This is a genomic window from Plantibacter cousiniae (nom. nud.) (genome assembly GCF_977070315.1).
Genome location: NZ_CDRVEU010000004.1, coordinates 340,775 through 354,012, shown reverse-complemented (window position 1 = coordinate 354,012; position 13,238 = coordinate 340,775). Strand labels below are relative to the sequence as shown.

Sequence of the window (13,238 nt, the reverse complement as noted above, 5' to 3'; positions counted from 1 at the left end):
TCCCGATGTAAGGGCTTTTATGGCTATTAACGATCAGGAGTTCATTCCTAAAAGGAATCATGTTTTTCAAAAACGTCGTTTGTAGCCCGACCCTGGGTAGCTTGATACTGAGGTCATCGATGATTTCCACCGGGTTCATGACAGGAGAATCAACATGGTTGCCGAGTTATTAGCACGTCTGGGCGTGGCGAACAGTGCCCACACACAAGGGGACTATCCGGTTTACACCCCGATTGATGGCAGCCGGATTGCCTCGGTTACGCTTGAAGACAAGGCACAGGTCGTGGCGCGTATCGACAGCGCTCACAATGCGTTTCTAAAGTGGCGCACAGTACCGGCCCCACGGCGTGGCGAGCTGGTGCGGATCTTTGGTGAAGTGCTGCGTGAGCACAAGGCTGATCTGGGCGAACTGGTATCGGTCGAGGCCGGCAAGATCACTCAGGAAGGTCTGGGTGAAGTGCAGGAAATGATCGACATCTGCGACTTTGCCGTCGGTCTGTCGCGTCAGTTGTACGGCCTGACCATCGCCTCCGAGCGTCCCGGTCATCACATGCGCGAAACCTGGCACCCGCTGGGTGTGGTCGGCGTGATCAGCGCGTTCAACTTTCCGGTTGCGGTCTGGGCCTGGAACACCACGCTGGCGCTGGTCTGCGGCAACCCGGTGATCTGGAAGCCTTCGGAAAAGACTCCGCTGACGGCACTGGCCTGTCAGGCGCTGTTCGACAAGGCGCTGAAGATTTTCGGTGACGCGCCGGCAGCACTGGCGCAACTGGTGATCGTTGATCGTGACGCCGGTGAAGCGCTGGTCGACGACCCTCGCGTGCCACTGATCAGCGCCACCGGCAGCACCCGCATGGGCCGTGAAGTCGGGCCGCGTGTCGCCGCCCGTTTCGGGCGCAGCATTCTGGAGCTGGGCGGCAACAACGCGATGATTCTGGCCCCGAGCGCCGATCTGGACCTGGCCGTGCGCGGCATTCTGTTCAGTGCGGTAGGCACCGCCGGTCAGCGTTGCACCACGTTGCGCCGCCTGATTGTGCACCGCTCGATCAAGGACGAAGTGGTCGCCCGCGTCAAGGCAGCCTACGCCAAGGTGCGCGTCGGTGATCCGCGCGAAGGCAATCTGATCGGCCCGCTGATCGACCAGCAAGCGTTTTCGGCCATGCAGAACGCGCTGACCAAGGCCCGCGACGAAGGCGGTCAAGTGTTTGGTGGCGAGCGTCAGTTGCAGGACAAATACCCGAACGGCTACTACGTCACGCCGGCCATTGCCGAAATGCCTGGCCAGAGCGAAGTCGTGCGTCACGAAACCTTCGCGCCGATTCTCTACGTGCTGGTTTACGACGACTTCGAAGAGGCCCTGCGCCTGAACAACGAAGTGCCACAGGGCCTGTCGTCGTGCATTTTCACTACCGACCTGCGTGAGGCCGAGGCTTTCCAGAGTGCCGCGGGCAGCGATTGCGGTATTGCCAACGTCAATATCGGCACCAGCGGTGCGGAAATCGGCGGGGCATTTGGTGGCGAGAAGGAAACCGGTGGGGGTCGCGAGTCCGGCTCCGATTCGTGGCGCGCCTACATGCGCCGGCAGACTAATACCGTCAACTACTCCCGCGAGTTGCCGCTGGCTCAGGGCATCGTTTTCGACTGATGTGAACCGGGCGCTTATTGCCGACATTGCTGGAGCTTTTCGATGGTGCAGTTTGCTGAAGGCTGTCTGTGGGAACAATTGACTCCGCAACGTCCGGTCAGCCCGGCCCTGAGCGGTGAGCGGAGCGCCGACGTGTGCATCATCGGCGCCGGGTTCACCGGTCTGTCGGCGGCGTTGCGCTTGCTTGAAGGCGGCAAGTCGGTGTGCGTGGTCGAAGCGCATCAGGTCGGGCATGGCGGTTCCGGACGCAACGTCGGTCTGGTGAATGCCGGGACCTGGGTGGCGCCTGATCAACTGGACAAGGTACTGGGCAGTGTCGAGGCCAGCCGATTGAATGGCGCATTGGGCGCGGCGCCGGCACTGGTGTTCGCGACCATCGACAAGTACCGCATCGATTGTCAGGACACCCGCACCGGCAACCTGCACATGGCGCACAACGCCAAGGGTCTGGCTGATCTGCGTAGCCGTGCCGCACAGTGGCAACGGCGTGGTGCCAACGTTGAATTGCTGACCGGCAAACCCTGCGAAGACGCCTGTGGCACCGACAAGGTCAGCGGCGCCTTGCTCGATCATCGCGCAGGCACGGTGAACCCGATGGCTTATGTCTCGGGCATGGCGCTTAACGTGGTAGCGCAGGGTGGGCAAGTATTCGGTGATTCTCCTGTCAACGGCTTGCAACGCACCGCTGATGGCTGGAAGGTCTCTACTGCTGCGGGCAGTGTGTGCGCCGAGAAAGTAATCATCGCGTCCAATGCCTACACAGAGGGCGAGTGGACCGACATCAAGGATCACATCTTCGCTGGCTATTACTATCAGGTCGCTTCGCAGCCACTCAGCGGTGCCGAGCAGGCGCAGATTCTGCGCGGCGGGCAGGGTTCGTGGGACACGCGCACGGTGCTCAGCAATATTCGTCGCGACGCTCATGGGCGCCTGCTGCTGGGCAGCCTGGGTAACGCCGGCAATTATCCGCTGTGGTTCATTCGTCAGTGGGCGGATCGCGTCCAGCAGCATTACTTTCCGCAACTGGGCCGGGTCGAGTGGCAGAGCACCTGGACCGGGCGCATCGGCTTTACGCCGGACCACTTGCTGCGCCTCTTCGAACCTGCGTCAGGCTTGCTGGCGGCGACCGGTTTCAATGGCCGGGGGGTGACCACCGGGACACTGGTGGGCAAATGCTTTGCCGATTACCTGCTGAGCAACGACGCGGCTGCGCTGCCGGTGAGCTTTTCAAGCGGTAAAAAGGTTTCGGGCAGTTCGCTGCGCAGTCTGGCCTACGACGCGGGTTTCACCCTGTATCACGCCGGGCAATGCCTGCGCGTGGTGCTTTGAGCCAAGCAGGGTTCAGCTCGTCCTGCTCTTGATGCGCAGCTCTGCACACAGTCCGCCCTGCGCCGAGTTGCGCAGGTGCAGGCTGCTTTCCAGTTTGCGCACGATCATGTCGACGATCGCCAGCCCCAGCCCCGCGCCATTGCTGTGGCCCTGGCTGTAGAAGCGTTCGAACAGGCGAGCCTTCTGCTGTTCGTCGATACCAGGCCCCGCGTCTTCGACCGACAGGTGTGCGCTGCCATCTTCCTGGGCGTGCAGGGCAACGCGAATCTCGCTGGCGGTCGGGGCGAAATTCAGCGCATTGGTCAGCAGGTTCTGCAGGGCAATGGTGATGGCTGCCGGGTCGCTGCGGATCACGCAATCCTCGCCTTCTTCAAATACCAGATCGACGCGCTTCTCCAGTGCCAGCGGCGTGAGTTCGGCCATTTCCTCGCGTACCAGCGTGTTCAGCTCGAAGGTCTGTAACTGACTGACGTCAAGGCGCGGTTCCAGGCGTGCCATGGTCAATAGCTGACTGGCCAGGCGGGCGGCGCGGTCGACGCCATGCACGAGAAAGTCCAGCGCTTCCAGGCGTTGCTCCGGGGTTTCGGCCTGGCGCGCGTTCTGCGCGTGGATACGCAGGATGGTCAGCGGCGTGCGCAGTTCGTGGGCCGCGTCAGCGATGAAACGTCGCTCGCGTTCCAGCACACTTTCGATCTGGGTCAGCAGGCGGTTGAGCGCGTACTGCATGGGCTCCAGTTCTTTGGGCAGGGGCGTTACATCAAGCGGTTCCAGGCTCTCGGCATCGCGCTTGCGGATAACTCTGGCCATTGATTGCAGCGGGCGCAGGCCCCAGCCTATGGCCAGCCAGATCGCGACCACCAGCAGCGGCACACCGATCAGCGCCGGCCACAGCGTGTGACTGACAATGCGCTGGATCAGGTCCTGGCGTACGTCATCGCGCTCACCCACCCAGATCAGAAAACCCTGCTGTGGATCGGCGAGGAGAAAGCCGCACCACTCGTGCCCGTTTTCGACTAAGTCGTGGGAGCCTTCGGTTGCGGGAGGTGCGCTGAGCAGCGGGGCTTCGGCCGAGCGCACCAGCAGCTCGCCCGAGGTACGCCAGACCTGAAAGGTCAGCCGGGTTTCGTAGGGGTGGGCCACGCCGCTGGTGCCAACCCGGCTCATGGCCTGATCGAACGCCTGATACAGCTTGTCGAGATCCTGCTCACCCGCTGCGCGCTGACGTAGCACACCCTGCAGCAGACGTGCGCTCTGGGCCAGTTGTGCATCGTAGACTTCTTCGATTTCGTGATGGCTGTCGCGCAGGGCGAGCAGGCTGATCGTCAGGTCGCCGAGCAGCAACAGCATCAGTACCGGGATCAGAATACGCGCGCGTACCGAGGTCATGCCTTGAGCTCCAGCAGGTAGCCGACACCGCGCACGGTGCGGATCAGCTCGGTGGACAGTTTCTTGCGCAGGTTGTGAATCAGCACCTCCAGCGTGTTGCTTTCGACCTTGTCCTGCCAGCCGTACAGGGTATTGGACAAGCGCTCGCGGGTGACCACCTTGCCGGGACGGATCATCAGTTGATGCAGCAACTGGTATTCCATCGGCGTCATCGGTACTTCGCTGCCCTGAAAACTGACCTGTTGCGACGCCGGGTCGAGGCTGATGCCGGCGTGTTCCAGCAGCGGTTGCGCACGGCCCTGGCTGCGCCTGAGCAGGGCGCGGACCCGGGCTTTCAGTTCATCGACGTCGAATGGCTTGATCAGGTAGTCGTCCGCGCCCGCATCCAGACCGGCAATACGGTCGGCAGTCCCGTCGCGTGCGGTCAGGATCAGCACCGGCAAGGTAAGTGCTTCGGCGCGCAACTGGCGCAGCAGGTCCAGGCCATCCATGCGCGGCAGTCCAAGGTCGAGCAGCAACAGGTCGAATAGCTCGCTGCGCAGGGCGTGCAGCGCGCTCAGCCCGTCCTCCAGCCAGTCGAGGGTATAGCCCTCGGTATTCAGGGCTACGCGGATGCCTTGACCAATGGCTCGATCATCCTCGACGAGAAGCAGGCGCATAGGGCTTTGACCGGTGAGTGTGGGGAAGGGCGCCATGATGCCGTCAGCAGGCAGCAGCGCGAAGTGCCGTGTGTCCGGGAAGATGTTACGAGCTATTACGTATTAAGCTTTTCCTAAGATTCGTTTCGCACAGTAGGCGCTCCTTAACTGCTTGCGAGTATCTGTCATGCGTAAAGTCCTGCTGATTTCCTTGTGTCTGGCCAGCCCGCTGGCACTTGCCGGCCCGCAATGCACCACGGCTGACAAGTCCCAATGGCAGGATCAGGCCAAATTCCAGGAGCAGCTCAAGGCTCAGGGTTACGAGATCAGCAAGTTCAAGGTGACTGACGGCAACTGCTACGAAATCTATGGTTTCGACAAGGACAAGCGCAAGGTCGAGATCTATCACGATCCGGTGACGGGTAAAGCGGTGAAGACCGAGACCAAGTAATGAGCCGTGTTTCCCTGCGCCTGTGGGACCCGCTGGTCAGGCTGTTTCACGTCTCGATCGCGGGTGTCTTCGTTGCCAATTATTTCTTCAATGAAGCAGGTGGCGACTGGCACATCTGGCTGGGCTATTACGCGGTTGCCTGGCTGGCGGTGAGCGTGGTGTGGGGATTCATCGGGCCGCGCAGCGCACGCTGGAGCGATTTCTGGCCACATCCGGCGCGCCTGCGTGCGCACATCCGCTCGCTGATCGACCGGCGGCCGACGCATCGGCTCGGCCATTCCCCGCTCGGCGCGTTGGTCATGGTACTCATGATGGTGCTGATCTTCGGCATGGGCCTGACCGGTTTTCTGATGGAAGAAGTCGATGCCCTTTGGGGCGCCGACTGGCCGCAGGACATCCACGAAATTCTCGCCAACACTTTGTGTGCCTTGGTGGTGCTGCACATGGCCGCCGCCATCTTCGAAAGCGTTCAGGTGCGTGACAACCTGCCCTTGTCGATGCTGACAGGCAAGCGACGCCCGTTGCCCGAAGATCGCCATCGCTGAAACCACACCTTTGTTCCTCTTTACAGTGATGCCTCCCGATGCGTGTTATTTCCCGAAACCTGGCTGCATGGAGCGCAGGCCTGATTGTTGTGGCGATTTTTCTCAGTGCGTGGCTCAGCCATCCACAGCACCGTATTGCGCCGTTCGCGCTCAGCCCCGTGCCGGTTGGCGCTGAAAGCGTGGCGCCCAAGGCGTCCTACATTTCGCGTTTCGCGTCTTCCGATCTGGACGACTTCGTGCATTCCTCGGCCGTGACGGCATTGCCCGGCGGCGACCTGATGTCGGTGTGGTTCGCCGGTTCTCGCGAGGGCGCGGGCGACGTTGAAATACGCACCTCGCGCTTCGACGCGGCCAGTGGTGAGTGGGGCGGCGAGCAGGTGCTGGCAACCCGTGATTCCACCCAGTCGGGCACTGGTAAATACATCCGCAAACTGGGCAATCCGGTGATCGCCCTGGCTCCGGACAATCGCCTGTGGCTGTTCTACGTTTCAGTCTCGGTCGGCGGCTGGGCGGGCAGTACGGTCAACGCCATGGTCTCCAGCGACATGGGCTCCAGCTGGTCGCCGCCGTGGCAACTGGTGACAACCCCGTTTCTGAACATCAGTACGCTGGTGCGCGGCGCGCCGGTGTTTCATGCCGACGGTTCGATCGGCCTGCCGGTCTATCATGAGTTTCTCGGCAAGTTTGCCGAATACCTGTACCTGAGCGCCGACGGTGAAGTGATCGACAAGTTTCGCATCAGCCGTGGCAACAATTCCCTGCAGCCCACCGTCGTGCCTTTGGACGGGCAGCGCGCCGTGGCCTTGTTGCGCTATGCCGGTGAGACGTTCCACCGGGTGCTGGCCAGCCGCACCGAAGACGGCGGGCAGAGCTGGAGCGAGCCGTATCCGTTGACCCCGAGCAACCCCAATTCTTCGCTGGCTGCGGTCGGTGTGCCAGGCAAGGGGCTGCTCGTGGCGCTCAACGACCTGCGCGAGGGGCGCTTTAAACTCAGTCTGTACGGTACTGACGAGGAGATGAACGTCTGGAGGCCACTGATGGATTTCGACAAGTCGCCCGATCCGCTGGGCACACCGTTTACCCTCGAAGCATACAAAGAGGTGATCGGCGAGGGCTTCCGCAGTTCCAGTGGCGCCCTGCGTCAACCGATGGAAGAGGCGTTTCTGAGCAATCTGGACCAGCGCGTCTGCTCGCCCCAGGGCTGCGACTTCGAATACGAATACCCGTACTTCATCCGCAGCCCGGACGGCCTGTATCACCTGGTCTACTCGTGGAATAACACCTTCATCAAGCATGTCAGCTTCAACGAGGCCTGGCTGGCGGAGCAACTTTTATGATCGCGTTGGGATTGGCTCATCTGGCATTTGCCTGGACCCTGTTTGTGCTGTTGGCGCCCTTGACCGCATCGTTATGGTGGCGCTGCGGCCTGTTGGCTGCCGTCTCGCTAGTGAGTGTGATCTCGATCGACGGGCTGTCGATGGCGTCCTATGCCCGCAGCCTGACCGATGACCTGGCCATCAGCAGCCTGGTGCTGCTGGGCTGGCTGACCCTGCAGCGACTGGGTGTGCTCAGGCCGATGGCAGTGTCCAGGCGCGGGCTGATGCTGTTGGTGTTCGCTGCGCTGGCACTGACTTTGTACCCGGCCACGCTGGGCCTGACGTATTTCGATCCGTACCGCTGGGGCTACAACCCGCGGCCGATGATCATGGTTGTCGCTGTCATCGCGCTGGGGCTGGTCTTTATGCGCAATGCGCTGGCCGTCGTGATGCTCAGCGCAGCGACGCTGGCCTTCACTTTCCGCATCAAGCCATCGGAAAATTATTGGGATTACCTGATCGACCCGCTGCTTGGCCTTTACTGCTGTGGGGCCTTGCTGGTCCTGGCTGTCCGGTTTGTTTATCGCCGCACAATGGAGACTCGCCGTCCGGCGGCTCTGTCTGTCGGCAATGTCTAGAGGAATGACGATGAGTTGGTTGCAATCGCGACGCCTGCATTATTGGCTGGGCGCGGTCATGGCGGTGTTCCTGCTGTCGGCGTTGCTGAGGGGCGTGTTCTTCTACGGGTTTTCCGGTATCGAACCGGGCACGCTGTTCACGCATGGCGAGGTCGCAAAGACGCTCGGCATCGGTTTGCGCTTCGACCTGCGCCTGGCGCTGCTGATACTGCTGCCGGTCGCGGTGCTGCTCTGGATGCCGGGTTGTAACCTGATCAGCGTGCGTGCCCTGCGCTGGCTGGCGCGGGGCTATCTGATCGTTGCGCTGGCGATTCTGACGATGATTTACATCGTCGACTTCGGCCATTACGCCTATCTCGGGGTCAGGCTCAACGCCAGCGTGCTGCGCTATCTGGAGGATGCGCAGATTTCCCGGGACATGCTTTGGCAGACTTATCCAGTATTCTGGATCACTGTCGGCTGGCTGCTCACTGTCGCAGTGCTCGGCTGGGCATTGATCAGGCTTGAACGTGCCACCCTGGACCGTGAGGCCAGACCGATCAAACGCGGGTCCGTGGTCTGGGGTTCGGCGCTGATGGTCTGTGCAACCTTACTCGGCCTGCTGGGCCGGGTCGAGAATCTCAATCTGGAAAACCCGGTACCGTTGCGCTGGAGCGATGCGTTCTTCTCAGGCAACAGCCAGGTGGCGGCACTGGGGCTCAACCCGGCGCTGTTCCTGTACGACACGCTCAAGGTCTCCCAGTCGAACTTCGACGAACCCGAGGTGCGCAAGCACTATGAGCGGGTCGCGCGTTATCTGGGCGTCCGGCAGCCAGATGTACAGGGATTGAGTTTCAAGCGTCACCAGACCGTGCAGCCCTACCGGCTGACGGGCGAGCGGCCGCCGAATGTCATGTTCGTCATGCTCGAATCGCTGGGCACCAGTGCTGTCGGTGCCTACGGTAACCCGTTGAACCCGACGCCAAACCTGGACCATCTGGCCACTCAAAGCTGGTTCTTCAAGCACTTTTACGTACCGGTGACCGGCACTGCGAAAACGGTCTGGGCGAGCATCACCGGGGTGCCTGACGTGACACGGCAGGAGACCGCCACGCGCCATCCGCTGCTCACACGGCAAAACACCATCATCAATGACTTCAAGGGGTACGAGAAGCTGTACATGATTGGTGGCAATTCCGGCTGGGCCAACATGAACGCCTTGATCCGTCGCAGTATCAACGACGTACGGCTGTACGACGAGCGCGACTGGAAGTCACCGCAGGTGGATGTCTGGGGGATTTCCGACCTGGATCTGTTCAAGGAGAGCGACCGGATCCTGCGTGCGTTGCCAGCCGACAAACCGTTCTTTGCCTATGTGCAGACTGCGGGCAATCACCGGCCGTTTACCATTCCGAAGGACAACGACGGTTTTCAGGTCAGCGACAAGACCGTGGAGCAGGTCCAGGCCGCCGGTTCGCGCAGCGTGGAGCAGTACAACGCCGTGCGCCTGCTGGATTTCAACATCGGACGGTTGATGGAACTGGCCAAGGCGGGCGGTTACTACGAAAACACCATCTTCGTGCTGTTTGGCGATCACAACACGCGCATCAGCCAGATCCCGCACATGGCGCCGGCGTTCGAGCAACTGGGCCTGGAGAGCAACAACGTTCCGCTGTTGATTCACGCCCCCGGCCTGCTGGGCACACGCGTTGTCGACGAAGCGGTCGGTCTCGCCGACCTGCTGCCGACACTGGCGGGGATGGCCGGAATGGACTTCACCAGCGGCACCATGGGGCGTGACATTCAGCAAGCGGCTCCGGAAGGTGAACGTGTGGTGCCGCTGGTACTGCGCGAAGGTACGTTCCCGCTGATCGGCGGTGTCACGCGCAACTACCTGCTGCAAATGGAGCACGACGGCAGTTCGCCAACGCTCCATGACCTGTCTTCACCCACGCCGCTGGACAACGTCGCCGAACAGAACCCGCAAGAGTTCGAACGGCTGCGCGACCTCACCCGCGGTCTGCATGAAACCTCGCGCATGATGCTGTATCAGAACGTGCGTTGACGAAGCGAACCGGCCTTTGTCAGCGTTGCTACGCAAGCCGCTGGTCGAGTCAGCGGCTTGCCTGAGGATGGCATATTTATTGGATGATGTTAAAGTGCTTGCGCCTGTGAACCGCGCACGCACGAAACGCATATAGGGCTCGGTTTTCGACTATCTTGGTTAGTTGAGCGCGTATTTTGCGGAAAGTTGTAAACCGTCGTCCTGTCACGCTGGCTTTTATCTTTATGGATTGCGGTATTTCATCGCAAACACATGAAAAAACTGTCAGATTTTGCTCTGAATCTGTATTTTAGCGGCCTGTTTTCGCTCGGATGCGTTTTTTGCCCATTGCACACTCAAGAGCCTTCCTGGATGCCGGCAAGTTTTTCATGTGTTAACCCGCCGAAACTGCTTGATGCACTGCGTGCTGAAACGAGGCAGTTGCACGTCAAGCTTGAAAAACGCATGCCGTTTTTTTCACCCGCTCTGGATCACGCTCTTTACCTCCGTCTGCTTCAGGCCTACTACGGTTTTTATGCACCGCTTGAAGCGATACTGCATGGCAGTGCCTTGATACCTGCGGAGCTTATTCCGGTCGAGAGGGTCAAAACTCCTGTGCTGGTCGAGGATCTGCGTGCGCTGGGGCTGTCCGATCACGACATCGGGCAATTGCCCCGCTGCGAACGGTTGCCCACTGTTGATTCTGCCGGTGCATGCCTGGGTGTGATGTATGTGCTGGAAGGGGCGACACTGGGCGGGCAGGTGTTGCGACGTGAGATAAACCGGCGTCTGGGCCTGGATGAGCAACGTGGAACGGCCTTTCTCGATGTGTACGGTGCCCTCACCGGACCTCGCTGGAAGGCGTTTCTGAATCATCTGGACGACGTGCCGCGAGAAGTTGTTCTTATTGATGCCGCCGCGTTTGCAGCGCACTCCACATTTGCATGTTTCGAGCACTGGCTCGAGGGTCAAGAGGTACTGCTATGAGCCAACTCGACAAAGACGCCTTTGAAGTCCTTCTGGCCAATTGTGCGGATGAGCCCATTCAGTTCCCTGGCGCCATTCAACCCCACGGCCTGCTGTTCACGTTGCAAGAGCCCGAGCTGACTATCCTGCAAGTCAGTGCCAACGTGCACACTGTGCTGGGCCATGTGCCCGAGCAGGTGCTCGGCAAGGGGCTGGACTGTGTGCTGGGCGCTGGCTGGGCCGAGGTGATTAAAAGCGCCAGCGCTCATGACTCGTTCATCGACGCGCAACGCCTGCTGATGTCGATCAACGGCATCGAGTTTGAAGCCTTGCTGCACCGCAGCCAGGGCGTTCTGATTCTGGAACTGGAGATTCAGGACAAGGATGCGCAAGCGATCAGTTATTCCGAGCGCACCGGCAACATGGGCCGCATGTTGCGCCAGTTGCATGCTGCGAGTGATCTGCAGACCCTGTATGAAGTCAGTGTCCGCGAGATCCAGAAAATGACCGGTTACGACCGGGTGCTGATCTACCGTTTCGAAGAGGAAGGCCATGGTCAGGTGATCGCTGAAGCGTCGTCGCCCTCCATGGAGCTTTTCAACGGACTGTTTTTCCCGGCATCGGACATTCCCGAGCAGGCGCGCGAACTGTATCGCCGCAACTGGCTGCGCATTATTCCCGATGCCGATTACATCCCGGTGCCCCTGGTGCCTCAACTGCGTCCGGACACTCAGGAGCAGCTTGATCTGAGTTTTTCGACGTTGCGCAGTGTTTCACCGATCCACTGCCAGTACATGAAGAACATGGGCGTGCTGTCATCCATGAGTGTTTCGCTGATTCAGGGCGGCAAGTTGTGGGGATTGATCAGTTGCGGCAACCGCACGCCGCTGTACGTGACTCACGAACTGCGCAGTGCCTGCCAGGCGATAGGTCAGGTGCTTTCCCTGCAGATCAGTGCCATGGAAGCGCTGGAAATAAGCCGTCAGCGAGAGGCGAAAGTCAGGGCGCTAGAGCAATTGAATCTGGCCATGGCCGAGTCCGAAGAAAACGTCTTTGACGGTCTGGCGCAGCAACCACAGTTATTGATGGATCTGGTAGGCGCGAGCGGCGTCGCCATCATCGAAGACCGGCAAACGCATTGTTTCGGCACCTGCCCGGAGCCTTCTGAGGTACGTGCACTGCATGCGTGGATGATTGCTGGTGGCGAACCAGTGTATGCCAGTCATCATCTATCCAGTGTCTATCCGCCTGCCGAGGCCTATCAGCCAATTGCCAGCGGCGTATTGGCGATGAGCCTGCCAAAGCCGGTCGACAACGGCGTTATCTGGTTTCGCCCCGAGGTCAAGGAAACGGTTCAGTGGAGCGGTAATCCGAAAAAACCACTGGATATGGAGAGCTCGGCAGGCGGCATGCGTCTTCGGCCGCGCACCTCGTTTGAGATCTGGAAAGTCGAGATGACCGGGATCGCTACGAAGTGGAGCTATGGCGATGTGTTCGCCGCCAATGACCTGCGCCGCTCCGCTCTGGAAAATGACCTCGCCCGCCAGGTGCGCAGGGAGCAGCAGGCCGTTCGCGCCCGCGACGAGCTGGTAGCGGTTGTGTCCCATGACTTGCGCAACCCGATGACGGTCATTTCCATGCTGTGTGGGATGATGCAGAAGTCGTTCAGCTCCGATGGGCCACACACCTCGCGACGTATTTCCACGGCAATCGATACCATGCAGCAAGCGGCCAGCCGCATGAATGTGTTGCTCGAAGACCTGCTCGACACCTCGAAAATCGAAGCGGGCCGTTACACCATTACGCCGCAGCCGCTGGAAGTCAGTCAGATATTCGAGGAGGCCTACACCTTGCTGGCCCCTCTGGCGATGGACAAGTCCATCGAGATCTCCTTCAACGCCGAGCCTGACCTCAAGGTCCAGGCCGACCCGGAGCGTCTCTTCCAGGTGCTGTCCAACCTGATCGGCAACGCCATCAAGTTCACCCCGAAAATGGGCACAATCGGTGTGGCGGCAATGTCCAACGGCGCTGAAATCGTGTTCACCGTACGGGACTCCGGCGAGGGTATCCCTCCCGAGCAGTTGCCACACATCTTCGAGCGCTACTGGACCGTCAAGGAAGGCAACCCGACCGGCACCGGTCTGGGCCTGTACATCTCGCAAGGCATCATCAAGGCACACGGCGGTGAACTGGCTGCGCAAAGCCGGGTGGGCGAGGGCAGCGAGTTCCGCTTCACGGTGCCAATGGCAGTTTGATCGCTTTCTCAGGCTTGCAGTGTGTGTCGGCTCAAGCCTGAGTCGC

General features: G+C 60.5%; 11 protein-coding genes. 9 read left to right on the top strand and 2 right to left on the bottom strand.

All coding sequences use genetic code 11. The annotated features are described in order from the left end of the window. The first annotated feature begins 154 nt into the window (after positions 1-154). A complete protein-coding gene (gene amaB / locus ACW55A_RS11565; protein WP_498811262.1) occupies positions 155-1,645 on the top strand; it encodes an L-piperidine-6-carboxylate dehydrogenase in 1,491 nt (496 codons plus the stop codon). Between the two features lie 42 nt (positions 1,646-1,687). Next, complete coding sequence (gene amaA, locus ACW55A_RS11560) at positions 1,688-2,974, top strand: L-pipecolate oxidase (RefSeq protein WP_122241091.1); 1,287 nt, start codon at positions 1,688-1,690, stop codon at positions 2,972-2,974. Between the two features lie 12 nt (positions 2,975-2,986). Here the strand turns inward: amaA and ACW55A_RS11555 are convergent, their stop codons facing one another. Beyond that, positions 2,987-4,360, bottom strand: a complete 1,374-nt coding sequence (locus tag ACW55A_RS11555; protein ID WP_455808211.1) for a sensor histidine kinase — start codon at positions 4,358-4,360, stop codon at positions 2,987-2,989. Next, positions 4,357-5,019: a response regulator gene (locus tag ACW55A_RS11550; RefSeq protein WP_455808210.1), complete on the bottom strand. Its 663-nt coding sequence runs from the start codon at positions 5,017-5,019 to the stop codon at positions 4,357-4,359. The genes ACW55A_RS11555 and ACW55A_RS11550 overlap by 4 nt, the downstream gene beginning before the upstream one ends. Before the next feature lie 166 nt (positions 5,020-5,185). Here ACW55A_RS11550 and ACW55A_RS11545 point away from each other — a divergent pair, with 166 nt between their 5' ends. From ACW55A_RS11545 to ACW55A_RS11515, 7 genes are all read left to right on the top strand, one after another. Then, positions 5,186-5,449 (top strand): PepSY domain-containing protein, encoded by a 264-nt coding sequence (locus tag ACW55A_RS11545; RefSeq protein WP_003349279.1) that lies wholly within the window; start codon positions 5,186-5,188, stop codon positions 5,447-5,449. Next, positions 5,449-5,994 carry a cytochrome b/b6 domain-containing protein gene (locus ACW55A_RS11540; protein ID WP_498811263.1) on the top strand — a complete coding sequence of 182 codons (546 nt, stop codon included), beginning with the start codon at positions 5,449-5,451 and terminating at the stop codon, positions 5,992-5,994. Before ACW55A_RS11545 ends, ACW55A_RS11540 begins: the two co-directional genes overlap by 1 nt. Before the next feature lie 38 nt (positions 5,995-6,032). Continuing rightward, positions 6,033-7,331 carry a sialidase family protein gene (locus tag ACW55A_RS11535; RefSeq protein ID WP_498811264.1) on the top strand — a complete coding sequence of 433 codons (1,299 nt, stop codon included), beginning with the start codon at positions 6,033-6,035 and terminating at the stop codon, positions 7,329-7,331. Then, the gene (locus ACW55A_RS11530) at positions 7,328-7,948 is read left to right on the top strand and encodes a hypothetical protein (RefSeq protein ID WP_054080903.1); all 621 of its coding nucleotides are present in this window, start codon (positions 7,328-7,330) and stop codon (positions 7,946-7,948) included. Before ACW55A_RS11535 ends, ACW55A_RS11530 begins: the two co-directional genes overlap by 4 nt. Positions 7,949-7,958: 10 nt before the next feature. After that, complete coding sequence (locus tag ACW55A_RS11525; RefSeq protein ID WP_498811265.1) at positions 7,959-9,992, top strand: LTA synthase family protein; 2,034 nt, start codon at positions 7,959-7,961, stop codon at positions 9,990-9,992. Positions 9,993-10,244: 252 nt separating this feature from the next. After that, a complete protein-coding gene (locus ACW55A_RS11520) occupies positions 10,245-10,958 on the top strand; it encodes a biliverdin-producing heme oxygenase (protein ID WP_498811266.1) in 714 nt (237 codons plus the stop codon). Next, complete coding sequence (locus ACW55A_RS11515; protein ID WP_096107968.1) at positions 10,955-13,192, top strand: ATP-binding protein; 2,238 nt, start codon at positions 10,955-10,957, stop codon at positions 13,190-13,192. Before ACW55A_RS11520 ends, ACW55A_RS11515 begins: the two co-directional genes overlap by 4 nt. The last annotated feature ends 46 nt before the right edge of the window (positions 13,193-13,238 follow it).

What these genes read in the sequence shown, in the direction of transcription:
- amaB (WP_498811262.1), top strand. Translation starts at nt 155, where the DNA reads ATGGTTGCCGAGTTATTAGCACGTCTGGGCGTGGCGAACAGTGCCCAC.
- amaA (WP_122241091.1), top strand. Translation starts at nt 1,688, where the DNA reads ATGGTGCAGTTTGCTGAAGGCTGTCTGTGGGAACAATTGACTCCGCAA.
- ACW55A_RS11555 (WP_455808211.1), bottom strand. Translation starts at nt 4,360, where the DNA reads ATGACCTCGGTACGCGCGCGTATTCTGATCCCGGTACTGATGCTGTTG.
- ACW55A_RS11550 (WP_455808210.1), bottom strand. Translation starts at nt 5,019, where the DNA reads ATGCGCCTGCTTCTCGTCGAGGATGATCGAGCCATTGGTCAAGGCATC.
- ACW55A_RS11545 (WP_003349279.1), top strand. Translation starts at nt 5,186, where the DNA reads ATGCGTAAAGTCCTGCTGATTTCCTTGTGTCTGGCCAGCCCGCTGGCA.
- ACW55A_RS11540 (WP_498811263.1), top strand. Translation starts at nt 5,449, where the DNA reads ATGAGCCGTGTTTCCCTGCGCCTGTGGGACCCGCTGGTCAGGCTGTTT.
- ACW55A_RS11535 (WP_498811264.1), top strand. Translation starts at nt 6,033, where the DNA reads ATGCGTGTTATTTCCCGAAACCTGGCTGCATGGAGCGCAGGCCTGATT.
- ACW55A_RS11530 (WP_054080903.1), top strand. Translation starts at nt 7,328, where the DNA reads ATGATCGCGTTGGGATTGGCTCATCTGGCATTTGCCTGGACCCTGTTT.
- ACW55A_RS11525 (WP_498811265.1), top strand. Translation starts at nt 7,959, where the DNA reads ATGAGTTGGTTGCAATCGCGACGCCTGCATTATTGGCTGGGCGCGGTC.
- ACW55A_RS11520 (WP_498811266.1), top strand. Translation starts at nt 10,245, where the DNA reads ATGAAAAAACTGTCAGATTTTGCTCTGAATCTGTATTTTAGCGGCCTG.
- ACW55A_RS11515 (WP_096107968.1), top strand. Translation starts at nt 10,955, where the DNA reads ATGAGCCAACTCGACAAAGACGCCTTTGAAGTCCTTCTGGCCAATTGT.